The organism is Sphingomonas sp. ATCC 31555 (assembly GCF_000282895.1).
Classification (GTDB): Bacteria; Pseudomonadota; Alphaproteobacteria; order Sphingomonadales; family Sphingomonadaceae; genus Sphingomonas.
In genome coordinates, this window is sequence record NZ_ALBQ01000028.1 from 1 (window position 1) to 25915 (window position 25915).

Genomic DNA, 25915 nt, shown 5'->3' on the forward strand with positions numbered 1-25915 from the left:
CTTGGGAATCCCTCACCGATTCAGTGCGGTCGAAATCCGCTCTAAGCCACCGATGCGCGTTACTGGTCGATGACGCGGCTCGCCGGGTGGTGCTTGTCGAGATAGCGTTTGATCAGTCGAACATTGCGGGTGTTGGAGCGGAAGAAGTAATCGGGAATCGCGCCGACGAACGGGATCATGCCCAGCGCCCAGTCGACGCCGATATTGCCGGCCATGCGAGCGATGGTGCGCTTCGGCATGCCCAAATTGCGGGCCTCAAAGGCGAGATAGGCGCCCATCGCAGCCGCCACGCTGGGGCCGACGCCGGGGACGAAATCAAGCAGCACGTCCAGCCCCACCTTGCGGTTCAGGCCGGGGATGGTCAGGCTGCGTTCGAGCAGATGCTCCATCGCCTCGATCCGCTGGCGCACCGCCGCCGCGTCCGTGCCCATCGGCAGGCGATGGATGAAGCTGCCTTCCAATCGTTTCGCGCGCGGCATTGCCTGTTCCTCATTCCTTGCGGAGGTGGTTCAACGGGTGCCAGGCGCGCGCGTTCCCCTGCCAGTCCGACAGGCGCAGCGCGACGATCGACCAGCGCAGCGGCTGGGCGAGCGGGATGAAGGCGACGTCGCTCGCCAGCATCGCATCGGCTTCGGCGATGCGGTGGGTGCGGTTGTACAGATCGGGCGCGTCGCGCGCGGCGGCGATCAGCGTCGCGGTATCCTCCGAACAGGCGCGGCAGGCGGTGGCGAGATACCAGCGGCCGCTGTCATAGGGCGCGACTGCGTCGATCAGTTCCAGGTCGGCACGCGGATCGCCAAGGGCCACGCGCTGCGGCGTGATGCCCGCGCGGATCAGCGCGGCGGCGAGATGGCCCCACAGCAAGGTGGCGCCCGGCCCGGAGGGCAGCGCCAGCGCGATCTCGACCGGCCCGCGATGCACCGCCCGCCATTCGCGAACCCGCTGCGCCGCCAGCGCCTGGCGATCGTCGGGCGGCACCGTCGCCCAAGCGGCGGGCGCTGGTGGCGCCGCCGAATCGAGCTGTGCGGGCAGGATCGTGTCGGTCGGAGTCCAGTTCGGTGCGATCGCCCGCGTCATCCCGGCGCGATCGAACGCCATGGCGATGGCGGCGCGGTTCTGCGGCGTGGCGAGGAAGCCGTCGCGGTGCAGCACCGCCAGCCCGAACAGGCCGATGGCGGGATCGAAGCGGATATTCTCCTGCGCGATCCCCGCATGCCCGACGATCGGCCAGTCGACCACCGTGCCGCCCAGCACCAGATCGGATGCGCCGGCGCGGAACCGGGCGATCGCCGCGGCGGAACGCTCGCCGCGCAGACGGACATGCTCCTCCGGCGCCGGCTTCGCGGCGGGTTCGTCGCCGGGCTGCTCGGCGGGGCGGAGCAGCAGCCCGTCGCGCCGGCCGGGAACGATGCGGAACGGCCCGGAACCGGCGATCCCCCGCCCCCGGAACACCGCCAGTTCGGGCTGCGCGAACAAGTTGAGCAGATCGGGCCGCGGATGCTTCAGCCGCACTTCGATCACCTGCGGCGTCATCTCCACGATCTCATCGATCACGGCGAGATAGGGCGCGAGCCGCTGATTGCCCGCCCGGGCGGCAACGGCGCGGCGCAGCGCGCGCACCACCTCGCCCGCCGTTACCGGCTGACCGTTCGGCCAGTGCGCCTCGCCCAGGCGGAAGATATAGCTGCGGGCATCGTCGAACACGTTCCAGCGTTCCGCCAGCGCCGGTTCGATCTGGCCGTTCGCGTCGTAGCGCACCAGCCCCTGCGCGGTTGCCGCCATCGCCACCGATTGCGCGCCGTCGATCGCCATGCTCGCCGGATCGACGAGCAGGTCCGCGCTGCCGATCGCGCTGACCACCACCGGCGTATCGTCCTTGCGCCGCCCTTCGGGGGCGCAGGCGGCGAGCGCGATCGCGATCAGGGGGAAGAGCGGGCGAACCATCGGACTCCCGAAAAAACGGACGGCCAACCTCTATGGTAGCCGGCACAGGCTGCCAACCCCTGCCATGGGTTCCGCCGGCGCGCTGCAGCCTCTACCGTGGCGGCATGGATCTACGCCGCCTGCGCCGCAACCCGATCGTCTCCGTCGCGCTTGCCGGCGCGCTGCGCGGCTATCTGGCGCTGCGCACGATCGGCTGGTTCGTCACTCGGCCGCAGACGCGCGGAGTGCGCGCCATCGCCGTGACCGATGCGGGCGCAGTGATCCTGATACGCCACAGCTATCTGCCGGGCTGGCATCTGCCCGGCGGCGGGCAGGAACGGGGCGAAAGCGCCGAGGCCGCGCTGCTGCGCGAATTGCGCGAGGAAATCGGCATGGTGGCGCACGGCCGCGTGCGCCTGCTGGGCGAACTCGCCCATCGGCCCAACTACCGGCACGACACAGTCACGCTCGCCGTGGTGGAGGAGGTTCGCTTCGCGTTCCGCCCGTCGCTGGAGATTACCGATGCGGCGGCGTTTGATCCGGAGGCGCTACCGCCGGATACCACCACCGCCACCCGCCGCAGGATCGCCGAATGGCGCGAGGCGAGACCGCCAGCGCCAGACTGGTGACCCTGCAGGCGCGATGGTGCGGACGGCGGGACTCGAACCCGCACGCCCCGAGGGGCAGAAGATTTTAAGTCTCCGGCGTCTACCGGTTCCGCCACGTCCGCGTGGCCGGCAGCCAAGACGCTGCCGGGCACCACGTGTCAAGCACGCATCACACGTTCAGGCGCGCGCGCATCTCTTTGCCCGGCTTGAAATAGGGGACGCGCTTGGCATCCACTTCCACCGATTCGCCGGTCCGCGGATTGCGGCCCACCCGCGCATCGCGGGCACGCGTCGAAAACGCACCAAAGCCGCGCAACTCGACGCGACCATCTTCGCTCAGCCGGCTTACGATATCGTCGAAGAAGACCGAGACGATCTTTTCGACTTCCCGGACCGAAAGGCCCGGATTCTCATCAACCAGCAACTGCACCAACTCAGAACGGATCATCCGCTCCCCTCCCTTGGCGCGCGCGGCCAATCTGGTCGCGCGCGGCTATCCCCAAGGAAACCCTAGCGCTGTTGGCCAATCTTCATCAACCCGAAGATTCACCAATTTTCGATTTTAATTCAAAAAAGAACGGGAAATGGGGGCGGTTGGACCGCCCCCACCCCATCCGATCAGTTGTTCTGACCGCGCGCCTTGAGCGCTTCGCCCAGAATGTCGCCCAGCGAGGCGCCCGAGTCGGACGAGCCATACTGCGCAACTGCCTGCTTCTCTTCGGCAATCTGCATCGCCTTGACCGAGAAGGTCGGCTTCTTGGAACGGTCGAAACCGGTGACCATCGCGTCGAACTTCTGGCCGACCTGGAAACGCTCCGGACGCTGCTCGTCGCGGTCGCGGCCGAGATCGGTGCGCTTGATGAAGCCGGTCGCGCCATCGTCGCCAACCTGCACTTCGAGGCCCGCATCGCGGACTTCGAGAACGGTGACGGTGACGACCTGGTTCTTGCCCAGGCGATCGGCACCACCGGTCGAGCCGGCAGCGGCGACGCCACCACGCTCAAGCTGCTTCATGCCGAGCGAAATGCGCTCCTTGTCCGGCTCCACGGCGAGAACGATCGCGGTGACGGTTTCGCCCTTGCGGTGCAGCGCCAGCGCGTCTTCGCCCGAAATGCCCCACGCGATGTCGGACATGTGGACCATGCCGTCGACGTCGTTGTCCAGGCCGATGAACAGGCCGAACTCGGTCGCGTTCTTGACTTCGCCCTCGACGGTCGAGCCCACCGGATGCTCTTCGGCGAACTTTTCCCACGGGTTCTGCTGGGCCTGCTTGAGGCCGAGCGAGATGCGGCGCTTTTCCTGATCGACCTCGAGGACGACGACTTCGACTTCCTGGCTGGTCGAGACGATCTTGCCCGGGTGGACGTTCTTCTTGGTCCAGCTCATTTCGGAGACGTGAACCAGGCCCTCGATGCCGGCTTCCAGCTCGACGAACGCACCATATTCGGTGATGTTCGTGACGCGGCCCGACAGCTTGGCGCCGACCGGGTACTTCACGCTCGCGCCATCCCACGGATCGCTCTCGAGCTGCTTCATGCCCAGCGAGATGCGCTGCGTGTCACGGTTGATGCGGATGATCTGAACGCGAACGGTGTCGCCGATGTTCAGCACTTCCGACGGATGGTTGACGCGCTTGTAGCTCAGGTCGGTGACGTGCAGCAGGCCATCGATGCCGCCCAGGTCGACGAACGCACCGTAATCGGTGATGTTCTTGACGACGCCGTCGATCACCTGGCCCTCGGCGAGGCTCTGGATCAGGCCCGAACGCTGCTCGGCGCGGGTTTCCTCGAGCACGGCGCGGCGCGACACGACGATGTTGCCGCGCTTGCGGTCCATCTTCAGGATCTGGAAGGGCTGCGGGATGTCCATCAGCGGGGCGACGTCGCGCACCGGACGGATATCGACCTGGCTGCCCGGCAGGAAGGCCACGGCGCCGTTCAGATCGACGGTGAAGCCACCCTTCACGCGGCCGAAGATCACGCCTTCGACGCGGCTGTTCTGGGCGAATTCGCCTTCCAGCTTGTCCCAGGCGGCTTCGCGACGGGCGCGGTCACGGCTGAGCATCGCTTCGCCGTTCGCGTTCTCGACGCGATCGACATAGACTTCGACTTCGTCGCCGACCTTGAGGTCCGCCTTCTGGCCGGGGGCTGCGAATTCGCGCAGCGGCACGCGGCCTTCGGACTTGAGGCCGACGTCGATGACGGCGAGGTCGTTCTCGATGCCGGTGACGGTGCCGATCACGACGCGGCCTTCAAAGCCGTCCGCCTGACCGAAGGTTTCGTCGAGCAGTGCCGCGAAATCGTCGCGGGAGGGGTTTGCCGTAGTGGCCATAAAAAAGTGGTTCCTAACGTTCGTTTTTTCCGGCCAACCGGTTGGATCCGGCGGTCTTGAGGGCCAGAAATGCCGCGGCGGCCGAATGCCGGTCGCGGCATCCTGCGCACGAAGGATCACGGAGAAACAGTTCGCGCCGTAAACGCGAAAAGGGCGCATGGAAGCATGCTTCCATCGCCAACCTCCGGGAGCAACCGCTCGCGGGACGGGCGCGCCATACCCGCATCGGGGCGATTCCGCAAGGCGCGGCATGGGCCCGGAGTCATTTCCGGGGCGTGGCGCACATGGTGGTTTCGCGTTGCTTCTGCTAGATTTTCCTGGTGCTGGAAAGGGGACACCGCATGGCTGTCGCGTTGCATCGTCCGATAACGCTATCCGCCATCCTCCTGGGCGCAGCCCCGATTCTGATCGCATTGGGAGCAGCGCTGGCGGTGCGCAGCCCGCTCGCCGTTGCGCATCCGCTCGCGGCCGGGCTTTTGTTCCTGTGGATTACCAGCGACACCAGCCTGCTCGTCGTGATCGCCCGCGCGGAACGGCGGCGTCCCCCGGTGCGCAAGGTGATCGCGACGCTGGCGGCGGCTGCCCTCGCAGCGCTGTTCGTGCCGCCACCGGCGGTACGCGCGGCCTTGCTCTCCCTGCCCGGCCTTGCCGCGGCGATTGCGGTGCTGGTGGTCGTCCATTTCTGTTGGGGGCTGGCGGCCGCCCGCAGACAATGGCGTGCGGCGTCACAGGCGCGATGGATCGCCGCCGCATCGGAACTGCTGCCGCCCGCGCTGGTGCGCCTCGCCGCCGCCGAACTGCGCCTGCTCCACCTTGTCTTGTTCCGCTGGGGCGCGGCGCCCGACGTGCCGTCAGGGTGCCAGGGCTTCGCCTATCACCGACACCTGACGCCGATGGCCGTAACGCTGCTGGCGTTGCAGGCGATCGAAGTCGCCGTGCACCATCTGCTGCTCGCGCATTGGAGTGCCTTCGCCGCCTATATCCTGTTCGTGCTGAGCGATGTCGGGTTGGTCTACATGATCGGGCTGATCAAATCCTTTCGCCTGCGCCCGGTACTGCTGACCCCGGCAGGCGTGCGCATCCGCACCGGCATCGCGATCGACCGGTTCGCCAGCTATGACAGTATTGCCGCGGTGGAGACGGCGTTCGATTCAACGCTCGTGAAGGACAGGGGCACGCTGAACGCCGGGCTGCTCGCCTGGCCGAACCTGGTGCTGCGGCTCGGCACGCCGATTCCGCGCCGCCCGCTGCTGCGGCCACGCCCGCCGATCACCGCCATCGCCTTCCGGCTCGATGATCCGGAGCCGTTCGTGCGGGCGCTGCGCTGGCGGCTGGAAAACGGGCAGACGTAACGTACAACCCGTCCTTTCCAGCCAGGGAGGGATCAGACCCGCCCGACGACGCTCTCCGGCAGGTCCTTGCCGAACACGCGCTGGTAATATTCCGCCACCTGCGCCCGCTCGGCATCGTCGCACTTGTTGAGGAACGACAGCCGGAAGGCGAAGCCGACATCGCCGAAGATCAGCGCGTTCTGCGCCCAGGTGATCACCGTGCGTGGGCTCATCACCGTCGAGATGTCACCGTTGATGAAGCCGCGGCGGGTCAGCTCGGCCACGCGAACCATGTTCTCCACCGTCTCCTTGCCGCCCGGCTTGTCGTACTCGCCGGACTTGGCAAGCACGATCCGCGCCTCGGTGGCGGCGGGCAGATAGTTGAGCGTGACGACGATGTTCCAGCGGTCCATCTGGCCCTGGTTGATCTGCTGGGTGCCGTGATACAGGCCGCTGGTATCGCCCAGGCCCACCGTGTTGGCGGTGGCGAACAGGCGGAACCAGGGGCTCGGGCGGATCACCCGATTCTGGTCGAGCAGGGTCAGCTTGCCCTCGGTCTCCAGCACGCGCTGGATCACGAACATCACGTCCGGGCGGCCCGCGTCATATTCGTCGAACACCAAAGCCGTCGGGGTCTGCAGCGCCCAGGGCAGCAGGCCTTCGCGGAACTCGGTGATCTGCTGGCCGTCCTTGAGCACGATCGCATCGCGGCCGATCAGGTCGATGCGGCTGATATGCGCGTCGAGGTTGATGCGGATGCACGGCCAGTTGAGCCGCGCCGCCACCTGCTCGATGTGCGAGGATTTGCCGGTGCCGTGATAGCCCTGGATCATCACGCGGCGATTGTGCGCGAAGCCGGCCAGGACCGCGAGGGTGGTGTCCGGATCGAACACATAGGCGGGGTCCAGATCGGGCACGCGCTCGTCCGCCTCGCTGAACGCGGGCACTTCCATGTCGATGTCGATCCCGAACAGGTCGCGCACCTTCACCATCTTGTCGGGCGCGGCGAGGATCGTGGTTTCCCGGCTGTCGGGCTGGGTGTTGGGGATATCGGCCATGGGTCTTAAAATCCTTGAGTCCGTTCGGGGACTAGAGGCTTGTTTGCCGCACTGCAACCGCATGTCCCCAAGGGCGGGTTCAGGCGGCGATCTTCGGCGGCAGCAGGAAAAGATCGGCGAACGCGGCGGCGCGGGCTGCATCGCCCTCCAGCCCGAAGCGCCCTTCGGACAACGCCGCGGCCAGCGGCATGGTGCCGAACAACACCGGCAGAAAATCATTGGGTTCGCCAACGAACACCGCTTCGGCGCCGGCGAGCGTGCCGCGTTCGATGCCGAGCGCGCCGTCCGCGACGGTGGCCAGGTAGCGCTCCTCTCCCAGGCGGAAGCCGATCCGCCCCGCCCATCCTGCGGCCTTGCCGGGCAGCAGCAGCATCCGCAGCGCGAGCATCAGCGACACGCGCGAGAAGGGCTGGGTCGGATCGTGCCGGGGCGATCGCAGGGCCCAGCGCCCCATCGCCAGCACCAATGGCTCCGCTTCATAGCCCCAGGGGGTCAGCGCATAGACCTGTACGCTGGCCGGCGGCGGAAGCTTCTCGCGCACGACGATCCCGTCCGCCTCGAGCCCGGCGAGCCGCTGCGTGAGCACATTGGCGCTGAGCCCGGGCAGCCCGGTGCGGATCTCGCCGAAGCGCCGCGGGCCGAGCAGCAGTTCGCGGACGATGAGCAGCGCCCAACGCTCGCCGAGGAATTCCAGCGCCAGCGCGGTGCCGCAAGCATCTTCGTAGCGGCGCTTGGAGCCTTCAGTTACTTTTTCTAACTTCACAGTTGTTTTTTAGGATCGAACCGGGCACGAATCAAGCAGGCCGCGAATCGAAATCGCGTCGACCGGGAGAGAAGACGATGCCGAACCCCGTGTTCGTAAACCTGCCCGTTGCCGATGTGGCGCGCGCCACTGCTTTTTACGCAGCGATCGGCTGCACCATGGATCAGCGGTTCAGCGGGCCGACCGCCAGCGCGATGGTGTTTTCGGAATCGCTCACCTTCATGCTGCTCCATCACGACTTCTTCCAGAGCTTCACCCCGCGCGCCGTGGCCGATGCCAGCGCGGTGACGGAGGTGCTGATCGCCCTGCCGCTCGACGATCGCGCGGCGGTGGACGCGCTGGTGGAGAAAGCGGCGGGCGCCGGGGGATCGGGCGACATCCGCCCGGTACAGGACATGGGGTTCATGTATGGCCGCAGCTTCACCGATCCGGACGGCCATATCTTCGAGCCGTTCCACATGGACATGGCGGCTGCCGCTGCGGCGATGGCACCGGCCGAACCCGCCTGAGCGGCAAGGGAGAACGGACATGTCGTTCCAGGCCTATCTCGACAACATCCAGGCCAAGACCGGCCGTCGCCCCGACGATTTCCGCCGCCATGCCGTCGAGAAGGGGTGGACGGATGCAGCGGGGCTCCGCGACGGGGTGAAGGCAGGCGCGATCGTCGCCGATCTCGAGGCGGCGTTCGGACTGGGCCATGGCCATGCCATGGCGATCGTCGCGCTGCTCAAGGGCGCCAAGCGCGAAGGCGACGCCTGAACCGAGGAGAACGCGCCATGCCCGTCGACCCCGAAAGCCCGATCGAGATCGTCACCTTCGACTGGGTACCCGATTTCGCCCGCGGCCATGTGCGCGATTTCCGCGTCCGCTGGGCACTGGAGGAAGCAGGAATCGGCTATCGCACCCGCCCGATCAGCGCGGTGCGGCGCCCCGCCGGCCACTTCGCCGACCAGCCCTTCGGCCAGGTGCCAGCCTATCGCGACGGCGCGGTGCGGATGTTCGAATCGGGGGCGATCGTGCTGCATATTGCCGAGCGCTCCGAGGCGCTGCTGCCGCAGGATGAAGCGGCGCGGGCGCGGGCGCTGTGCTGGATGTTCGCCGCGCTGAACAGCATCGAGCCGATGCTGTTCGAATGGGGCAATGTGAACCTCTTCGCCCGCGACGAGGAATGGGCAAAGCTGCGCCGCCCCAGCCTGGTCGCGGCGATCGACAAGCGGCTCGGCCATCTCGCCGACGCGCTGGGCGACCGCGACTATCTGGAGGCGCGCTTCACCGCCGGCGACCTGCTGATGGCATCGGCGCTGCGCGCGCTCGAAGGCAGCACGCTGCTGGACGGCCACCCGACACTCGCCGCCTATCAGCGCCGTTGCCTCGCTCGCCCCGGCTTCCTCGCCGCGATCGGCGCGCAACTGGCGGAGCTCAAGACCGAGATGCCGCACTATGCCTGAAGGAGAAGGATGATGGCCTATATCGATGGTTATGTGCTGCCGGTGCCCGAGGAGAACCGGCAGGCCTATACCGATCTGGCGCAGCGCGCGGCGGACAAGTTCCTGCAACATGGCGCGCTGCGCGTCGTCGAAGCCTGGGCCAAGGATGTGCCCCATGGCGAGACCACCGATTTCTATCGCGCGACGCTGGCCGCGGAGGGCGAGGCGGTGGTGTTCTCCTGGATCACCTGGCCGGACAAGGCGACCCGCGATGCCGGCTGGGAGTTGCTGATGGCCGATCCGGACATGCAGGATTGCGACATGCCGTTCGACGGAAAGCGCATGTTCTGGGGCGGCTTCGAACCGATTGTTGATCGTGGCGAGGGCTGAACGGATAGCAACAAGGAGGGCGACGGAATGACCAACCCGCATGGCAGCTTTCTGTGGTACGAGTTGATGACCCGCGACGCGGCGGCGGCCGCCGCTTTCTACAGCGCGGTGATCGGCTGGGATGTCGGCGAAGCGCCGCCGGGCGGCGTCGACTATCGGATGCTCAACGCTGCCGATGGCCATGCCGGGGGCATGCTCCAGCTCGACGAGGCGATGCTCGCCGCCGGCGCCACCCCGACCTGGCACGGCTATCTGGCGGTCGAGGATGTCGATGCCACCGTCGCCGGCATTGCCGCCGCGGGCGGCACGACGATCGTCGCGCCATGGGATGCGCCGGGCGTCGGCCGGATCGCGATGGTCGCCGATCCGCAGGGCATCGTCTTTTACGTGATGCGCGGCGCAACCGAAGGCGCGACCAGCCCCGCCTTCCAGCACAACAGCGTCGGCCATGTCGGCTGGAACGAGCTGATGGCGCCGGATGCCGAAGGCGCGCTCGGTTTCTATCATCGCCTGTTCGGGCTTACCCGTCTGGGCGGGATGCCGATGGGCGAGATGGGCGAATACAGCTTCATCGGGCCCGAGGGCGGCCAAGCGATCGGCGCGATCATGCGCTGCCCGCCGGGCGCACCCGCCGGCTGGAGCTTCTACTTCCGCGTCGACGATGTGGATGCGGCGAAGGATCGTATCACCGCGGCGGGTGGGACCGTGATCAACGGCCCGATGGACGTGCCCGGCGGCGCGAGGGTGCTGCAGGCGACCGATCCGGAAGGCGCGTTGTTTGGCCTGTTGAGCGGCGGCGAGTGACGGCGCTCGACCTGTTCGGCCACCCCTTTTCGGCCTATACCTGGAAGGTGCTGATCCCGCTCTATGAGAACGGAACCGCCTTCCGCTTCCGCCGGCTGGGCGAGGATCAGCCGGAAAATGGCGCCGCCCTTGCGGCACATTGGCCGCTCGCCCAGTTTCCGCTGCTGCTCGACGATGGCCGGCCGGTGATCGAATCGAGCGTCATCATCGAACATCTCGACCATCGTCACCCTGGCCCGCTGCGCCTGATCCCCGCGGATGCCGACGCCGCGATCGAAGTGCGGATGCTCGATCGCATCTTCGACAATCATGTGATGAACCAGATGCAGCGGGTGGTGAACGATGCGCTCCGCCCGCCCGAGCGGCGGGATCCGCTGGAAGTGGCCGATGCCAAGGCAAGGCTGGAACGCGCCTATGCTTGGCTGGAATCCTGGATGGGTTCGCGCGAATGGGCTGCCGCCGGAGCGTTCACGCTGGCCGATTGCGCCGCCGCACCGGCGCTCTTCTATGCCGATTGGGTGCATCCGATAGCGGCGGAGCACGCGCGGCTGCGCACCTATCGGACGCGGCTGCTCGCCCGTCCGTCGATCGCGAAATGTGTCGACGATGCGCGCCCCTATCGACCGCTGTTTCCCTTGGGCGCGCCCGATCGAGACTGAACTCGATCCTGCGCGCCCATCGCGATCAGGGCGCGACGATATAGTAGATGTTGTAGCCGACGAAGATCGTGAAGATCACGACCAGCACGATCACCGCCACGCTGCCCAGCCCCTTCCGCGCGCGTCGTTCCACGGGTTCGGTATTGCGTTCCATGCTGCGCCCCTCCTGTTCGAGATTGAGGGGGAAAGACGCGCGGGCGGGCAGTTCGTTGCGGCGCGCCCGCCCCGGCGCCGGCCTTATCGCTTCAAGATGTCCAGCGCCGCCGCCGTCATCGCCTCGGTCGCGGTGCCGATCACCGCTTCGGCATCCGGTGCCCATTGGGCGCTGTGAAGCGAGGGCAGCGTTCCCTTGCCGGCCTTCGCGGCTTCCCACTTCGCCTGCGGCACGCCGCCGACCCAGAAGATCGTGCTCTGGATGCTCTGATCGGCCAGCCAGTAGCGGCTGAAATCCTCGCCGCCCATCACGGCCTTGGTTTCCACCACCCGATCCTTGCCGAAGCGGGCGGCAAACAGCCCCTGCAACCGGCCGGCGAGCGGCTGGGTGTTGAAGGTAGCGGGGGTATATTCGTCCTTCACCGTCACCACCGGCATCCGGTCTTCGGGCACGCCCGCCGCGATCGCCTCGCCCCGCGCCACGCGGGCGATGCCGTCGAGCAGCTGCTTGCGCGCCTCGGGCGTGAAGCTGCGCACGGTGAGCAGCATCGTCACGTCGTTGCCGATGATGTTGTGCTTCGATCCGCCATGGATGGCACCCACCGTCACCACCGCCGGCTGCTGCGGATCCATCTCGCGCGACACCAGCGTCTGCAGCGTCGTCACGATCCGCGCGGCGAGGACGATCGGATCCTTGGTGGTGTGCGGATAGGCGCCGTGGCCGCCGACGCCCTTCACCACCACGTCGACCGAATCGACATTGGCCAGCGCATAGCCCGGCGTCACGCCGATCTGCCCGGCCGGCTGGCCGGCGCTGTCGTGAAAGGCGATCGCGTAATCGGGCTTGGGAAAGCGGGTGAACAGGCCGTCGTCCAGCATGTCCTTGGCGCCGCGCCCGCGCTCCTCGGCCGGCTGGGCGATCATCACCAGCGTGCCGTGCCACTGGCCCTTCATCGCCGCCAGGTTGCCCAGCGTGCCCACCCACGTGGCCATGTGGGTATCATGGCCGCAGGCGTGCATCACGCCGCTTTCGATCCCCTCATCGGTCACCGCCCGCACCTTGGAGGCGAAGGGCAGCCCGGTATCCTCGGTCACCGGCAGGCCGTCCATGTCGGCGCGGATCAGCAGCACCGGGCCGGCGCCGTTGCGCAACACCGCGACCACGCCGGTGCCGCCCACCTTCTCCGTCACTTCAAAGCCCGCATCCCGCGCCGCCGCCGCCAGCTTGGCGGCGGTCTTCACTTCATGCAGGCTCAGCTCGGGGTTCGCGTGGAGATCGCGATACAGCGTCATCAGCGACGGCATCGCCTTGGCGGTCGCCTCGCGCACGGGATCCGCGGCAGCGGGCGTGGCCAGGCTCATGGCGCCTGCCAAAAGAAACACTTGGAACATGCGGACCCCTTTTGCAGCATCGAGGGCAGTCTCTCCTGCCCCCGCTTCACTGTCAAACGCCCGCCGGCACCATTTCCACCACGTCCAGCTTCGATTCGAAGCGTGGATACGGCACAACGAACCGCCAGCGGCGCGTCTCGATCTGCTCGCCATAGCCCAGCAGGTCGCGGGCATTGTCGATGCCGTAGCGCAGCGGCGCGCTTTCATCGCCGATTTCCAGCGTACCGATGAAGATCACCCGGGCGGTCGTTTCGGGAAAGATATCGCCTTCGGCGCGCTGCACCCCGCCGCTGACACGGAAATGCCGCACCGGCCCTTCCTGGGTCAGCGCACAGGGTTGCCATTGCCCGATCGTCAGCGGCGACACGGCTGGTCCGTCCCCGCCCAGCTTGTAGGTGCGGCACCGATAGGCGCCCACGGGCGGCATCGCCTCGCCCAGTGCACGATCGGGATCGAACAGCAGGGGATCGGCGTCGATCGCCGCGGCGTTCGCGGCCCGCGCCAGCGGCAACGCCTCGTCCCAGGCATCGCGCCACTTGCGCAGCCGCTCACGATCGACGTCGGTAGCCACCTGGCGCCAGGTGCCGCTGGTATCGATCTGCGACGTCGTCGCCTCTCGATAGACGCCGCATCCGCCCAGCATCGCCGCGAGCGCGGCCGCCGCAACCAGGCTGCGCACGATCATGCCGCGGTCCACCCGCCGTCGATCGAATAGTTGGATCCGGTGATCTGCGCGGCTTCGTCGCGGCACAGGAACACCGCCATCGCCGCCACCTGTTCCGGCAGCACGAACTGCTTGGTCGGCTGCGCATCCAGCAGCACGTCGTTGATCACCTGATCGCGCGTCAGGCCCCGCGCCTTCATCGTATCGGGGATCTGGTTCTCGACGAGCGGCGTCCAGACATAGCCGGGCGAGATGCAGTTCACCGTGATGCCGTGCGTGGCGACTTCCAGCGCGACTGTCTTGGTAAGGCCGGCCAGCCCGTGCTTGGCGGCGACATAGGCGGCCTTGTTCGGGCTCGCCACCAGGCTGTGCGCGCTGGCGGTGGAGATGATCCGCCCCCATTTGCGCGCCTTCATGCCCGGAACCGCCGCCCGCATCAGGTGAAAGGTCGAGCTGAGGTTGATCGCCAGGATCGCGTCCCATTTCTCGATCGGGAATTCGTCGATCGGCGCGACATGCTGGATGCCAGCGTTGGAAATCGCGATGTCCACCGCGCCGAATTCGGCTTCGGCGCGCGCCACCATCGCCGCGATCTGATCGGGCTTGGTCATGTCGGCCGGATCGTACAGGGCCTGCCCGCCACTCGTCTCCGCCAGCGCTGCGCGCTCCTTCTCGATCGCGGCGGCATCGCCAAAGCCGTTGATCATCACGTTCGCGCCTTCGGCGGCGAGCGCCTTGGCATAGGCCAGGCCGATGCCGGAAGTGGACCCGGTGATGATCGCGGACTTGCCCTTGAGGAACATCGGCTGTCTCCTAACGCTTGGTAAGATCGAAGGCGGCGGTTTTGCCGTCGAGGATGTTCTGCGCAACCAGCTGCGAATGGGCCATGGTCTGGGCCACCGCGGCGCGGCCGGCCTCCCAATGCTCGCGCATGGTGCGGGCGGAAAATTCGAAATCGCGCGATCCGCCTTCCCAGGCATTGGCGCGGTGGATCAGCTGGATCACGTTGACCGGATGTTCGGCCACCAGCTCGCGCACCGCCTTCACCTCGGGTGTGTCGGAAAGCTCGGCGGGAAGCGAATCGAGCAGCTGGCGCACCGTCTCGCGCGCTTTGCGCAGCCGCAGCCGCTCGTCCGAAATGGCGCGGGTGCGGCTGGAGAAACGGATTTCCTTCTCGCGCGCAACCACGTCCATGATCGTGCGCGGCAATTCGTTCGCGGCGGGGAACAAATCGACCTGGAAGACGAGCATGCCGGCCTCCTGCCGATCGAGGACATGGGTGAGCGGCGTATTGGAGACCAGTCCGCCATCCCAATACCAGCAACCGTCGATCTCCACCGGCGGCAGCCCGGGAGGCAACGCACCAGATGCCATGATGTGCCGCGCGTCGATCCGTTCGTCGCGGGTGTCGAAATAGCGGAAATTGCCGCTGTGCAGGTTCACCGCCCCCACCGCGAGCCGCACCGGCCCATTGTTCAGCAGGTCCCAGTCGATCAGCCGGTCCAGCGTGTCGCGCAGCGGGCTGGTGTCGTAGAAGCTCAGCGCCTCCTTCGTGCCGGGCGGCGCGAACATCGGCGGCAGGAGCCGTGGGCGGAAAAAGCCAGGCACACCGCCCACCAGCACCATGCCCGCCGCCCATTCATGGCTGATCTCGCGCAGCGTGTCGTTCATCGGCAGCGCGAAATCGGGCAACGCCGCAGTCACCTGGTCCCAGAAGGCGCGGATCGCGCCCAGGCGCTTGTCCGGCGGATTGCCGGCGAACAGCGCCGCATTGATCGCGCCGATCGAAATGCCCGCCACCCAGTCGATCGGAATATCGGCGGCGGCGAGTTCCTCGATCACGCCTCCCTGGAAGCTGCCGAGCGCCCCGCCCCCTTGCAGCACCAACGCCACGGTATCGGGCAGCGGCATGCCGGGGGCGGCATGGCGGCGGCGGTGCGGGCGGGACTCGGCATCGGCCATGCCCGCGATGTGGGCCATCTCATGCTGCGGGGCAATACGAACCTTCCATGTCGTGCATTCGCCATCGTGCAACGCACGCCCGATTGGCGCATTGTAGGCGCGAACCAATAACGGGGAGGCTCGATGCGGCTCGACGATCTGGATCCAACCGACAATGCCCGCGATCTCGGATCGGGCGGCGGGGGCGGCGGCTTTCCGCTGCTGGGACTGCTGCCGCTGTTCCTCGGCCGCGGCATGGGCTGTGGCGGCATCGTGCTGGTCGGCATCATCGCGCTGGTGATGTTCGGCTTGGGCGGCGGCGGCGGCATGCTGGGCACCACCGGCGGCGGCGGCAGCCAGTCACCCACCGCCGGCCAGTCCGGCCAGCAGGTCTGCCGCGTCGACGAGCGCCGGCTGGAGGCCTGCCGCGTGATGCGCAGCACCGATCAGACCTGGGCGGCGATCTTCCGCGAAATGGGCCGCGGCGATTATCGCCCGGCGACGATCAACTTCTTCGCCGGCGGCGCACAGACCGGCTGCGGATCGGCCACTTCGGCGGTCGGCCCCTTCTATTGCCCCAGCGACGATGGCGTCTACCTCGACACCGCCTTTTTCCAGGAGCTGGAATCCCGCTTCGGCGCCAAGGGCGACTTCGCCCGCGATTATGTGATCGCGCATGAAATGGGCCACCACGTCCAGGATCTGCTCGGCACCGCAAGCGAGGTTTCGCAGGCCCAGGCACGCGGCACGAAGGCGGAAGGCAATCGCCTCTCCGTCCGCCTCGAACTCCAGGCCGATTGCTATGCCGGCGTCTGGGCGGCGCGCAATCGTGACCGGCTGGAGCCCGGCGATATCGAGGAAGGCATGACCGCCGCCAACGCGATCGGCGACGATACGCTGCAGCGGAAATCGGGCGGCGGCGTGGTGCCGGACAGCTTCACCCACGGCACCTCCGAGCAGCGCATGGCATGGCTGAAGCGCGGGCTGGAAACCGGCGACCCGCGCCAGTGCGACACGTTCAACGCCGCGCTGTAAGGGTTGTCGCTTGACGCTTCCCCGGGGCCGCTGTCAGGTGGCGGCCCCGGGGGAGGAATAACATGGGTCAGTATGACGATCGCGGTGCGTTCGAATTCTACGGCACCTGGCGCGATTATGCGCCGATCGCCTTTACCAATCTGCTGCTGACGATCGTCACGTTCGGCCTGTACAATTTCTGGGCGCGCACCCGCACCCGCCGCTATCTGTGGAGCCAGACCCGTTTCATCGACGAACGGCTGGAATGGACCGGCACCGGCGGCGAACTGTTCCTCGGCTATATCGTGGTGATGGCGGCGATATTCCTGCCGCTCGCCGGGGTGCAGTTGCTGATGGCGGGTCTGGCGACGCGCGGCAGTCCCGAAGCCATCGCAGCGGCACTATCCCTGTTCTTCCTGCTGTACCTGACCCTGTTCGCGCTGGGCGGTGTCGCGATCTTCCGCGCGCTCCGCTATCGCCTCAGCCGCACCTTCTGGCATGGCATCCGCGGTGGCAGCGACGATCCGGGCTTCCGCTTCGGCCTTTCCTATTTGTGGCGGATGGCGGTGGGCATTCTGGCGCTGGGTCTGCTCGTCCCCTGGGCGCTGGTCAGCCTGTGGAACAAGCGCTGGAACGCGATGAGCTTCGGCCCCTTCGCCTTCGTGTCGCGCGGCACCACCAATGGCCTGATCGGCCGCTACCTGCTGTTTTACCTGATGCCGATCCTGCTGGTGATCGCCGGGATCGCTGCCGTGGTGATGGCCGCGCCTTCGGGCCCCGATCCGCGCGCGCCGGGGCTCGGCTTCGCTCTGTTGTTCGCTGCCTTCTACATCACGTTCTTCGTCCTGCTCGGGCTGATCGCGCTTTCCTTCTACTCCGCCTATTTTCGCAAGGTGGTGGGCGCGCTGTCGCTCGGCGACCTGGAATTCGAATTCACTGCGCGGACCGGCGACTGGCTTAAGCTGATGCTCGGCACGATCGCCCTGGTCGTCTGCACCCTCGGCATCGGATCGATTTTCATCGGCTATCGCAACTGGGCGTTTTTCGTCCGGCACCTGCGGGCCTATGGCACGCTCGATCTCGACCAGTTCACCCAGTCCACCACCCGCGCGCCGGGCCAGGGCGAAGGCCTGTTCGACGCTTTCGACATGGGAGCGTTCTAAGAAGGACGGGAAGGCGGTCTAAAGGGAAGCGCGATGGACGTGTATGTGGGGCATTATGACGGGCAGACCGGCGGACGCCGCGAGCCCCGGCTCGTGCTCGCAGCCCGGGATGGTTGGTTCACGCTGGAAGGCCAGGGTGCGGATCCGGGCCCCTATGCCTTTGCCGATCTCGTCCATCAGGGCCACTCCGCCCGGGAACGCGTGTACGGGTTGAAGGGGCGGCCGGGCTGGCGGATCAGCTTCCTGGAATTTCCTCCGTCCGAAATCGCCGTGCAGTTGCCCAAGGCGTCGCGATACGGCGCGTGGATCGATCATTTCGGCCTCTGGCGATCGGTCGTCGTGCTGGCGGTGATCGCGGTGCTGGTCGTCGCCTTCACGCTCAAGCTGCCGCCGCTGATCGCGCGCCTGATCCCCCAATCGATGGAACAGCGGATGGGCCGGCTGATGGTCGGCAATTTCGGCGCCTATGCCTGTTCCACGCCGCAGGGCGATGCTGCGCTGCGGGCGCTCGGCGAGCGTCTGGGGAAGCAGGGCAATGTCACGATCCGCATCGTCCGTGCGCCGATGATCAACGCGGTCGCCTTTCCGGGCGGCCAGGTGGTGCTGTTCGACGGGCTCATGCAGAGCGCGCAATCGCCCGACGAGGTGGCCGGCGTGCTCAGCCACGAACTGGGCCATGTCGCGCATCGCGACGGCATGGAGTCCCTCATCCGCCAATTCGGTCTGGGCCTGCTGTTCGGCGGCATCGACAGCAACGTCAGCGGCTACAGCCAGGCGCTGCTCAACGCCAACTATTCCCGAAAGGCGGAAATGGGGGCGGACGGCTATGCCATCGGGCATCTGCAGGCGGCCAATATCTCGCCGCACCCCACCGCTGCGCTGTTCGCCCGGCTGGCCAGGCAGGAGGAGCAGCCCGGGGGCGGCGCGCTCATGATCAACTATCTGGGGTCGCATCCGCTGTCCTCGGCGCGCGAGCGGCGCTTTGCCGCCAGCGCTCGGCCGGGTGCCGCCTATACGCCCGCGCTCAACCCGGCCCAATGGCAGGCGCTACGCACCATCTGCGGGACCCGGCAGCAATAGCGCGATCAGGCCAGCGCGAGCAGCTTCCCCGCCAGCACCGTCAGTCCGGACACGGCGATCGCCGCACCGAAGGCGAGCTGCGGGCCGCTGACGAACCGGCGAACCGGGAGGGCGATGGCTTTCTCTACCTGTTTCATGGCACCAATATGGGTGCGCGGGCGATACAAGTCTCACCGGAAATCTGGATGGCTGTGATCGCCTCCATCGCTGGCCCCGCGCGCGCCGAGCGGCTACACCGCGCCGATGCACGCTCCCGATCTCGCCCTTCGCCACAGCCCCGGCGCCTCCCCCACCATCCTGTTCCTGCCCGGCTATCGTTCGGACATGCAGGGATCGAAGGTGCTGGCGCTGGAAGCCTGGGCACAGGCGCGCGGCCAGGCCTTCCTCCGCTTCGATTATGCTGGCTGCGGCGAAAGCCCCGGCGCGTTCGAGGCGCAGACGCTGGCCGGCTGGCGCGACGACGCGCTGGCGATGATCGATTCGGTAATCGAAGGGCCGGTGGTGCTGGTGGGATCGTCGATGGGCGGCTGGATCATGCTGCTGGCGGCGCTGGCGCGACCGGAGCGCGTCGTCGGCATGGTCGGCATCGCCGCCGCGCCCGACTTCACCCGCTGGGGCTTCACCGATGCGGAGAAACAGCAGCTCCAGGCCGCGGGCCGGCTGGAACAGCCCAGCGACTATTCGGACGAACCCATGGTCACCACCCGCGCCTTCTGGGAATCGGGCGAGGCCAACCTGGTGCTGGATGCGCCGATCCCGTTCGACGGCCCCGCCCGCCTGCTCCAGGGGCAGCGCGACGCGGAAGTCCCATGGGAACTTGCCTTGCGCATCGCCGAGACGATCCGTTCAGATCAGGTGCAGACATGCCTGGTCAAGGACGGCGACCATCGGCTGTCGCGCGATGCGGACATCCGCCTGCTGCTTCGCGCCACTGAGGAAGTTCTGACTGCATGCTGCTCCCCCTCCTCCTGCTGATCGCCCAGGACCAGGCATCGGTCGCGCCCAAGGCTGGCCCGGTGCTGCGCGATGCCGAGCGCGCCCGCGCCGCCGCCGAAAAGGCCGCCGCTGCGGCGCCCGCCGGGGAACCACCGCGCTTCACCAAGTGCATGGATCTCGCCACCGGCAACCCGAGTGCCGCGATCGACGATGCGGTGAAGTGGCGCGGCGAGAATGGCGGCATGTTTGCGCGCCAGTGCCTCGCCGTCGCATATGCCAACCAGGCGCGCTGGGAATCCGCCGCCAGCGCGTTTGAAGAGGCCGCCGGCGAGGCGGAGAACGCGCGGGACGGCGCCCGCGCCGCCACCTATTGGACGCAGGCAGGCAATGCCTGGCTCGCCGCCAAGAACCCGGCCAAGGCCCGAGCCGGCTTCAACGCGGCGCTCGCCAGCGGGCAGCTTACCGGGCTGGCGCTGGGCGAGGCCTATCTGGATCGCGCCCGCGCCGCGGTCGCCTCGGGCGAGAATGCCGGCGCCCGCGCCGATATCGATGTCGCGATCGCCAAGGCCGGCGACGATCCGCTCGCCTGGCTGCTGTCCGCCACGCTCGCCCGCCGCATGCACGATCTGCCCCGCGCGCAGAAGGACATCGCGGAGGCGGTGAAGCGCGCCGGCGACGACGCCTCGGTACAGCTGGAGGCCGGCAACATCGCCGCCGCGGCCGGCGACGAGGCCGCCGCGCGCACCGCCTGGAACAAGGTCGTCACCGCCGCGCCGGGCAGTCCCCAGGCCAGTGCCGCCCGCGCCGCGCTGGCGCAGTTCGATCCGCCTCCCGCGCCCTAACCGGGCTGGCACGCACGGGCGACGCTCCCTATCTGGCGGGCAAGATCAATCCAGGGAGCGCCCCGTGAAGTTTCTGCACACCATGATCCGCGTCACCGACCCGGACGCGTCGATCGCCTTTTTCGAGCTGCTGGGCCTGAAGGAAACGCATCGCATCACCAGCGAGAAAGGGCGCTTCACGCTGATCTACCTCGCCGCCGAGGCAGACATCGATCCCGAAACCGGCCGTGGCCGCGCGGAGGTGGAACTGACCCATAACTGGGATCCGGAAACCTATGGCGGCGGCCGCAATTTCGGCCATCTCGCCTTTCAGGTCGACGATATTTACGCCACCTGCCAGAAGCTGCGGGACGCCGGCGTGACGATCAATCGCCCGCCGCGCGACGGCCATATGGCCTTTGTCCGCACGCCCGACGCGATCTCGATCGAACTGCTGCAGAAGGGCACGCTGCCGCCGCAGGAGCCCTGGGCGTCGATGCCCAATACCGGCGAGTGGTAAGCCGATGCCCGCGCTCCAGATCGTCCGCATCCCCGCGCTCAGCGACAACTATGTCTGGCTGGCGCACGATCCCGTCTCGCGCGAGACGATCGTTGTCGATCCCGCCCAGGCGGAGCCGGTGCAGGTGGCGCTCGCCGAGCGCGGCTGGACGCTGACGGCGATCTGGAACACGCATTGGCATCCCGATCACACCGGCGGCAATGCCGGGCTCAAGGCGGCAACGGGCTGTACCGTGATCGCCCCCGCCGCCGAAGCCGCGCGCATCCCCACCGCCGATCGGCTGGTGGGCGAAGGCGACACGGTGGCGATCGGCGCGCATATCGCCGCGGTGCTGGAAGTGCCGGCCCATACCGCCGGCCATATCGCCTATCACTTTGCCGACGACGCGGTGATCTTCGTCGGCGACACGCTGTTCGCGATGGGCTGCGGCCGGCTGTTCGAGGGCACGGCGGACCAGATGTTCGCCAACATGCAGCGCCTCGCCGCGCTGCCGGGCGAAACCCGGGTCTATTGCGCGCACGAATATACGCTGTCGAACGCCCGCTATGCGCTGGTCGCCGAGCCGGACAATGCAGCGATCGCCACCCGCATGGCGGAGGTCGAGCGGCTGCGCGCCGCCGGCGAGGCCACCGTCCCCACCACGATCGCGGCCGAACGCGCGACCAACCCCTTTCTCCGCGCACCGAATGCAGCCATTCTTGCCGAACGGCGGGCAGCGAAGGATAGTTTTGCCGGCTGAGTCGTAGGTATGGCGTACGGCCGCACAGGCCGAGGGAGAGAGAGGATGCGTTTCGCCATCATGTTCGCCGGGCTCGCCCTTGCCGGCTGTGCGCAGAATGCCGAATACAAGGCCGAACGCGATGCCCAGGCGCGCCGCGAACTTGCCAGCGCGCTGGGCGATCGCGTGCCGGGCAAGCAGCAGGATTGCATCAATCCGGGCATGAGCGACGGCCCCCAGATCATCGACACGCGCACGCTGATCTATCGCCAGGGCGGACGGCTGTATCGCAACGATCTCGTCGCCGAATGCCCGTCGCTCGCGCCGCTGACGACGGTGATCGTGGTGATGCGCGGCAGCCAGCTCTGCCGCAACGATCAGTTCAGCGTGCTCACGCCGGGCACCAGCATCCCCAGCGCCCTGTGCCGCCTGGGCAAGTTCACGCCGTACACGCGTCCTGCGGGCTGAGGTGCCACCACGCCCTCGCGAGGCAGGGCAGTCGCAGCGCACCCATTTCGCCGTCATCCCCGCCTGCGCGGGAATGACGGCGTTTCGGAACGGAATCCATCGCATTTGAGCCCATCCTCTCCCTTTCGGGAAAGGATGATCGCTGCTCCTACTGCACCTTCAACTGGCCCAGCGCGAACGCCAGATATTCCGCGCTCTGCTTGTAGCGTTCGAACCGGCCGGACTTGCCGCCATGGCCGGCTTCCATGTTGACCCGGAACACCAGCGGGTTCCGGTCGGTCTTGGTTGCGCGCAGCCTCGCCACCCATTTGGCCGGCTCGTAATATTGCACCTGGCTGTCCCACAGCCCGGTGCCGACATACATCGCCGGATACGCCTGGGCGCTGACATTGTCGTAGGGCGAGTAGCTGAGCATATAGTCGTAATAGCGCTGCTCGGCCGGGTTGCCCCATTCGTCGAACTCGCCGGTGGTCAGCGGAATCGAGCTGTCGAGCATCGTCGTCACCACGTCGACGAAGGGCACCTGCGCAATGATCGCGCCATACTCCTGCGGCGCCATGTTGGCGACCGCGCCCATCAGCAGCCCGCCGGCGCTGCCGCCCATCGCCGCCACTCGGCCCTTGGCGGCATAGCCCTGCTCGACCAGGAAGCGGGTCACGTCGATGAAGTCGGTGAAGCTGTTCTTCTTGTGGAAGATCTTGCCGTCGTCGTACCATTTGCGGCCCATTTCCTGGCCGCCGCGGATATGCGCGATGGCATAGACCATGCCGCGATCGAGCATGCTCGGCAGCATCGGATTGAAGTCCGGATCGGTCGAATAGCCGTAGCTGCCATAGGCGTACTGGAACAGCGCCGCGGTGCCGTCCTTCTTGAAGCTTTTGGCGTGGACCAGGCTCACCGGCACCTTGGTGCCGTCGCGCGCGGTCGCCCAGACGCGTTCGGTAACGTATTTGGTGGCATCATAGCCCGGCACCGGCTGCACTTTCAGCACAGTGCGTTTGCCGGTGGCGGCGTCCACCTCATAGGTCGTGGTCGGCGTCACCAGCGAGCCATAGGTATAGCGCAGCACCGGGCTGGCCGGCTCGGCGTTGGTGCCTAGTTCCATTACATAGGCCGGCTCGTCCGCCTCGACGAAGCTGCTCTTGCCCGCCGGGGTCAGCATCCGCAGCCGCTTGTTGCCGCCCGAGCGCTCCTCGATCGCCAGGAAGCGCGTGAAGGGTTGGAAATTCTCGATGAACACGGTGTCGCTGGTCGGCACCAGATCGGCCCAGGCGGCGCGGCCGGCCGACGCCTTGGCGTCCGGCACCATCATGATCCGGTAGTTGGGCGCCTGCCAGTTGGTGCGGATGATCCAGCGGCCGCCCAGGTGATCGGCATTGTACAGGAAGTCGCGCTCGCGCGGCGCCACGGGCGTGAAGTTCACCGGGTTGGCGGCGGGGGCGCAGCGCTGCTCGTCGCTCACCGTCGAATGGAGCTGGATGCAGATATAGCGCTCGTCGCTGGTCGCGCCGATGCCCATGTAGAAGGTGTCGTCCTTCTCGGTATAGATGAGCCGGTCGGCCGAAGCAGGCGTGCCCAGCACATGCGCCTTCACCCGCGTACCGAGCAGTGTCACCGGATCCTTCTCGACATAGAAGATGGTCTTGCCGTCGGCTGACCAGACCAGCCCGGCCTCGATGTTGGAAACCGTGTCGGCAAGCAGCTTGCCGGTGGCGATGTCCTTCACCTTCAACACATATTGCCGCCGTCCGACCGTGTCCTCCGCCCAGGCGATGCGGCTATTGTCCGGGCTCACTTCCCAGTTGCCGATCTGGAAGAAGCCCTTGCCCTTGGCCATGGCGGGCTGGTCGAACAGCACCTGTTCCGGCGCGGTCATGCTGCCCTTGCGCCGCGCCACGATCGAATAGTCGGCGCCGGCATCGAAGCGGGTGTAATAGAAATAGCCGTGCTTGGCGTAGGGGACGGAGGCATCGTCCTGTTTGATATGGCCGATTATCTCGCGGTACAGCGTGTCGGCCAGCGGCTTCTCGCTCGCCAGCACCGCATCGGCATAGGCGTTCTCGGCCGCGAGATAGGCCAGCATCTCCGGATTCTTCCGCGTATCGTCGCGCAGCCAGTAATAGGGATCGTCGCGCGTCGCGCCGAACGGCGCCTTGACGGTGTAGGGCTTCTTGGCTGCCACTGGCGGCGTCGGCGCGCCCGACTGGGCCAACAGCGGCGCGGCGGCGGCACCGGCCAGCAGCGCGGCGAGAACGAACTTGTGCATACTTCCCCCGGAAATCGAGTCGATGCCGGGGAGCCTGCCAGATCGTCGGGCTAGATGCTACTCAAGCCCCTCCCCTGCGGGGGAGGGGCTTAGTATTTAACATCACAACACGTAGCGGCTCAGATCCGTGTTCCGCGCCACGCTGGCCAGTTGCTTGTCGACATAGGCCGCGTCGATCACCACGGCGCTGCCGCTGCGGTCCTCGGCTTCGAAGCTGACTTCCTCGAGCAGCTTTTCCATCACCGTCTGCAGGCGGCGGGCACCGATATTCTCCACCTCGGCATTCACCTCGGCGGCGATCTTCGCCACCGCGCGGATGCCGTCCTCGGTAAAGTCGATCGAGACGCCCTCGGTGCCGAGCAGCGCGGCATATTGCCGCACCAGGCTCGCCTTGGTGTCGGAGAGGATCGCGACGAAGTCCTCCTCGGTCAGCGCCTTCAGCTCCACCCGGATCGGCAGGCGGCCCTGCAGCTCGGGCAGCAGGTCGCTGGGCTTGGCGACGTGGAACGCGCCGCTCGCGATGAACAGGATATGGTCGGTCTTCATCGGGCCGTACTTGGTGGCGACCGTGGTGCCCTCGATCAGCGGCAGCAGGTCGCGCTGCACGCCCTCGCGGCTCACCGAACCGCCGCGCACGTCGGACACGGCGATCTTGTCGATCTCGTCGAGGAAGACGATCCCGTTCGCTTCCGCATCGGCAAGGGCCACCCGGCTCACCTCGTCCTGGTCGAGGCGCTTGTCGGCCTCTTCCTCGACGAGCTTTTCCCAGGCCGAGCGGACGTTGAGCTTGCGGCGCTTGAGCGGCGTGCCGGTCAGCCCCTTCATCATCTCCGACAGGTTGATCATCTGCGGCGCGCCGCCGGGGATGTCGAACGGCATCTGCGGCGCCTGCTCGACCTCGATCTCGACTTCGGTATTATCCAGCAGCCCCTCGTTGAAGCGCTGCTTGAACGCCTCGCGGGTGGCGGTGCTCGAATCCTTGCCGGTCAGCGCGTCGAGCAGCCGGCCCATCGCCGCTTCCTCGGCCTTGTCCTTCACGGCAGAGCGGCGGCGCTCCTTCTCGAGGCGGATCGCCTCTTCGACGAGATCGCGGGCAATCTGCTCGACGTCGCGGCCGACATAACCGACCTCGGTGAACTTGGTCGCTTCCACCTTCACGAAGGGCGCGTCGGCCAGCTTGGCGAGGCGGCGGCTGATCTCGGTCTTGCCGCAGCCGGTGGGCCCGATCATCAGGATGTTCTTCGGCGTCACCTCGTCGCGGAGGTCGGCGGAGAGCTGCTGCCGGCGCCACCGGTTGCGCAACGCCACGGCGACGGCCTTCTTGGCATCCTTCTGGCCGATGATGTGCGCGTCGAGCGCGGCGACGATCGTCTTGGGGGTGAGGTTCTGGTTCATGTTCTACTCGTTCCCCTTCCGCGTGCCGGAGGGGCTAGGGGTGGGCGCCCGCCATCCGCGAGCGATGTCTTTGGAGGAGAGCGGGCGCCC

Annotated in this window: 30 protein-coding genes and 1 tRNA gene; 16 read left to right on the forward strand and 15 right to left on the reverse strand. The window is 67.2% G+C overall.

Features of this window, described 5'->3' with window-relative positions; genetic code table 11:
* Positions 1–59: 59 nt before the first annotated feature.
* Together B215_RS0113470 and B215_RS0113475 are read right to left on the reverse strand one after the other, a co-directional pair.
* Positions 60–479: a DUF4112 domain-containing protein gene (locus tag B215_RS0113470; protein WP_019370172.1), complete on the reverse strand. Its 420-nt coding sequence runs from the start codon at positions 477–479 to the stop codon at positions 60–62.
* Between the two features lie 10 nt (positions 480–489).
* A complete protein-coding gene (locus B215_RS0113475; RefSeq protein WP_019370173.1) occupies positions 490–1944 on the reverse strand; it encodes an ABC transporter substrate-binding protein in 1455 nt (484 codons plus the stop codon).
* Between the two features lie 104 nt (positions 1945–2048).
* Here B215_RS0113475 and B215_RS0113480 point away from each other — a divergent pair, with 104 nt between their 5' ends.
* Complete coding sequence (locus tag B215_RS0113480) at positions 2049–2552, forward strand: NUDIX domain-containing protein (RefSeq protein WP_019370174.1); 504 nt, start codon at positions 2049–2051, stop codon at positions 2550–2552.
* 14 nt (positions 2553–2566) lie between these two features.
* Here the strand turns inward: B215_RS0113480 and B215_RS0113485 are convergent.
* The 3 genes from B215_RS0113485 to rpsA form a co-directional block, all read right to left on the reverse strand.
* A tRNA-Leu gene (locus B215_RS0113485) sits at positions 2567–2653 on the reverse strand.
* Positions 2654–2700: 47 nt separating this feature from the next.
* The gene (locus tag B215_RS0113490; RefSeq protein ID WP_019370175.1) at positions 2701–2979 is read right to left on the reverse strand and encodes an integration host factor subunit beta; all 279 of its coding nucleotides are present in this window, start codon (positions 2977–2979) and stop codon (positions 2701–2703) included.
* A gap of 170 nt (positions 2980–3149) precedes the next feature.
* Positions 3150–4862 (reverse strand): 30S ribosomal protein S1, encoded by a 1713-nt coding sequence (rpsA, locus tag B215_RS0113495; protein ID WP_019370176.1) that lies wholly within the window; start codon positions 4860–4862, stop codon positions 3150–3152.
* Positions 4863–5203: 341 nt separating this feature from the next.
* Here rpsA and B215_RS0113500 point away from each other — a divergent pair, with 341 nt between their 5' ends.
* On the forward strand, positions 5204–6214 hold the full coding sequence (locus B215_RS0113500; RefSeq protein WP_019370177.1) for a hypothetical protein: 1011 nt from the start codon (positions 5204–5206) through the stop codon (positions 6212–6214).
* 32 nt (positions 6215–6246) lie between these two features.
* Here B215_RS0113500 and cobS read toward each other — a convergent pair whose 3' ends face one another.
* Together cobS and B215_RS0113510 are read right to left on the reverse strand one after the other, a co-directional pair.
* Complete coding sequence (gene cobS / locus B215_RS0113505) at positions 6247–7251, reverse strand: cobaltochelatase subunit CobS (RefSeq protein ID WP_019370178.1); 1005 nt, start codon at positions 7249–7251, stop codon at positions 6247–6249.
* A gap of 79 nt (positions 7252–7330) precedes the next feature.
* A complete protein-coding gene (locus tag B215_RS0113510) occupies positions 7331–8014 on the reverse strand; it encodes a winged helix-turn-helix transcriptional regulator (RefSeq protein WP_019370179.1) in 684 nt (227 codons plus the stop codon).
* A 77-nt stretch (positions 8015–8091) separates the two neighbouring features.
* On the opposite strand from B215_RS0113510, the gene B215_RS0113515 reads away from it, so the two are divergent.
* Genes B215_RS0113515 through B215_RS0113540 form a run of 6 tightly spaced genes read left to right on the forward strand, consistent with a single transcriptional unit; the run spans position 8092 to position 11294 of the window.
* Entirely contained in the window at positions 8092–8523 is a 432-nt protein-coding gene (locus B215_RS0113515; protein ID WP_019370180.1) for a VOC family protein, read from the forward strand.
* Positions 8524–8542: 19 nt separating this feature from the next.
* Entirely contained in the window at positions 8543–8773 is a 231-nt protein-coding gene (locus B215_RS0113520) for a DUF4287 domain-containing protein (protein WP_019370181.1), read from the forward strand.
* A gap of 17 nt (positions 8774–8790) precedes the next feature.
* On the forward strand, positions 8791–9462 hold the full coding sequence (locus B215_RS0113525) for a glutathione S-transferase family protein (RefSeq protein WP_019370182.1): 672 nt from the start codon (positions 8791–8793) through the stop codon (positions 9460–9462).
* Between the two features lie 12 nt (positions 9463–9474).
* A complete protein-coding gene (locus B215_RS0113530; RefSeq protein WP_026009243.1) occupies positions 9475–9831 on the forward strand; it encodes a DUF1428 domain-containing protein in 357 nt (118 codons plus the stop codon).
* Between the two features lie 27 nt (positions 9832–9858).
* Positions 9859–10635 (forward strand): VOC family protein, encoded by a 777-nt coding sequence (locus B215_RS0113535; protein ID WP_026009244.1) that lies wholly within the window; start codon positions 9859–9861, stop codon positions 10633–10635.
* Positions 10632–11294 carry a glutathione S-transferase family protein gene (locus B215_RS0113540; RefSeq protein ID WP_019370185.1) on the forward strand — a complete coding sequence of 221 codons (663 nt, stop codon included), beginning with the start codon at positions 10632–10634 and terminating at the stop codon, positions 11292–11294. Before B215_RS0113535 ends, B215_RS0113540 begins: the two co-directional genes overlap by 4 nt.
* 25 nt (positions 11295–11319) lie before the next feature.
* Here the strand turns inward: B215_RS0113540 and B215_RS22010 are convergent, their stop codons facing one another.
* The 5 genes from B215_RS22010 to B215_RS0113565 form a co-directional block, all read right to left on the reverse strand.
* Positions 11320–11448, reverse strand: a complete 129-nt coding sequence (locus B215_RS22010) for a hypothetical protein (protein ID WP_019370186.1) — start codon at positions 11446–11448, stop codon at positions 11320–11322.
* Positions 11449–11531: 83 nt separating this feature from the next.
* A complete protein-coding gene (locus tag B215_RS0113550) occupies positions 11532–12839 on the reverse strand; it encodes an amidohydrolase (protein ID WP_019370187.1) in 1308 nt (435 codons plus the stop codon).
* Between the two features lie 52 nt (positions 12840–12891).
* Positions 12892–13524, reverse strand: coding sequence for a DUF4893 domain-containing protein (locus tag B215_RS0113555; RefSeq protein WP_037513766.1), 633 nt, complete (start codon positions 13522–13524; stop codon positions 12892–12894).
* Entirely contained in the window at positions 13521–14306 is a 786-nt protein-coding gene (locus B215_RS0113560) for a 3-hydroxybutyrate dehydrogenase (protein WP_019370189.1), read from the reverse strand. Before B215_RS0113560 ends, B215_RS0113555 begins: the two co-directional genes overlap by 4 nt.
* Before the next feature lie 10 nt (positions 14307–14316).
* Complete coding sequence (locus tag B215_RS0113565) at positions 14317–15465, reverse strand: patatin-like phospholipase family protein (protein WP_026009245.1); 1149 nt, start codon at positions 15463–15465, stop codon at positions 14317–14319.
* A gap of 123 nt (positions 15466–15588) precedes the next feature.
* Between B215_RS0113565 and ypfJ the strand changes: the two genes are divergently transcribed.
* From ypfJ to B215_RS0113580, 3 genes are all read left to right on the forward strand, one after another.
* Entirely contained in the window at positions 15589–16479 is an 891-nt protein-coding gene (ypfJ, locus tag B215_RS0113570) for a KPN_02809 family neutral zinc metallopeptidase (RefSeq protein WP_019370191.1), read from the forward strand.
* Between the two features lie 62 nt (positions 16480–16541).
* Positions 16542–17621 carry a YjgN family protein gene (locus B215_RS0113575; protein ID WP_019370192.1) on the forward strand — a complete coding sequence of 360 codons (1080 nt, stop codon included), beginning with the start codon at positions 16542–16544 and terminating at the stop codon, positions 17619–17621.
* A gap of 33 nt (positions 17622–17654) precedes the next feature.
* Complete coding sequence (locus tag B215_RS0113580; protein WP_019370193.1) at positions 17655–18701, forward strand: M48 family metallopeptidase; 1047 nt, start codon at positions 17655–17657, stop codon at positions 18699–18701.
* Between the two features lie 5 nt (positions 18702–18706).
* On the opposite strand, the gene B215_RS22015 is transcribed toward B215_RS0113580, so the two are convergent.
* Positions 18707–18838, reverse strand: a complete 132-nt coding sequence (locus tag B215_RS22015) for a hypothetical protein (protein ID WP_269083843.1) — start codon at positions 18836–18838, stop codon at positions 18707–18709.
* Between the two features lie 106 nt (positions 18839–18944).
* Between B215_RS22015 and B215_RS0113590 the strand changes: the two genes are divergently transcribed.
* From B215_RS0113590 to B215_RS0113610, 5 genes are all read left to right on the forward strand, one after another.
* Entirely contained in the window at positions 18945–19676 is a 732-nt protein-coding gene (locus tag B215_RS0113590) for an alpha/beta fold hydrolase (protein WP_019370195.1), read from the forward strand.
* On the forward strand, positions 19652–20479 hold the full coding sequence (locus tag B215_RS0113595; protein WP_019370196.1) for a tetratricopeptide repeat protein: 828 nt from the start codon (positions 19652–19654) through the stop codon (positions 20477–20479). Before B215_RS0113590 ends, B215_RS0113595 begins: the two co-directional genes overlap by 25 nt.
* Positions 20480–20543: 64 nt before the next feature.
* Entirely contained in the window at positions 20544–20978 is a 435-nt protein-coding gene (locus B215_RS0113600) for a VOC family protein (protein ID WP_019370197.1), read from the forward strand.
* Between the two features lie 4 nt (positions 20979–20982).
* Entirely contained in the window at positions 20983–21717 is a 735-nt protein-coding gene (gene gloB, locus B215_RS0113605) for a hydroxyacylglutathione hydrolase (protein ID WP_019370198.1), read from the forward strand.
* Positions 21718–21762: 45 nt separating this feature from the next.
* Entirely contained in the window at positions 21763–22164 is a 402-nt protein-coding gene (locus B215_RS0113610; RefSeq protein WP_019370199.1) for a hypothetical protein, read from the forward strand.
* Positions 22165–22312: 148 nt separating this feature from the next.
* On the opposite strand, the gene B215_RS0113615 is transcribed toward B215_RS0113610, so the two are convergent.
* Positions 22313–24430, reverse strand: coding sequence for a S9 family peptidase (locus B215_RS0113615; protein WP_019370200.1), 2118 nt, complete (start codon positions 24428–24430; stop codon positions 22313–22315).
* Between the two features lie 102 nt (positions 24431–24532).
* On the reverse strand, positions 24533–25825 hold the full coding sequence (hslU, locus tag B215_RS0113620; RefSeq protein ID WP_019370201.1) for an ATP-dependent protease ATPase subunit HslU: 1293 nt from the start codon (positions 25823–25825) through the stop codon (positions 24533–24535).
* Positions 25826–25915 lie beyond the last annotated feature (90 nt).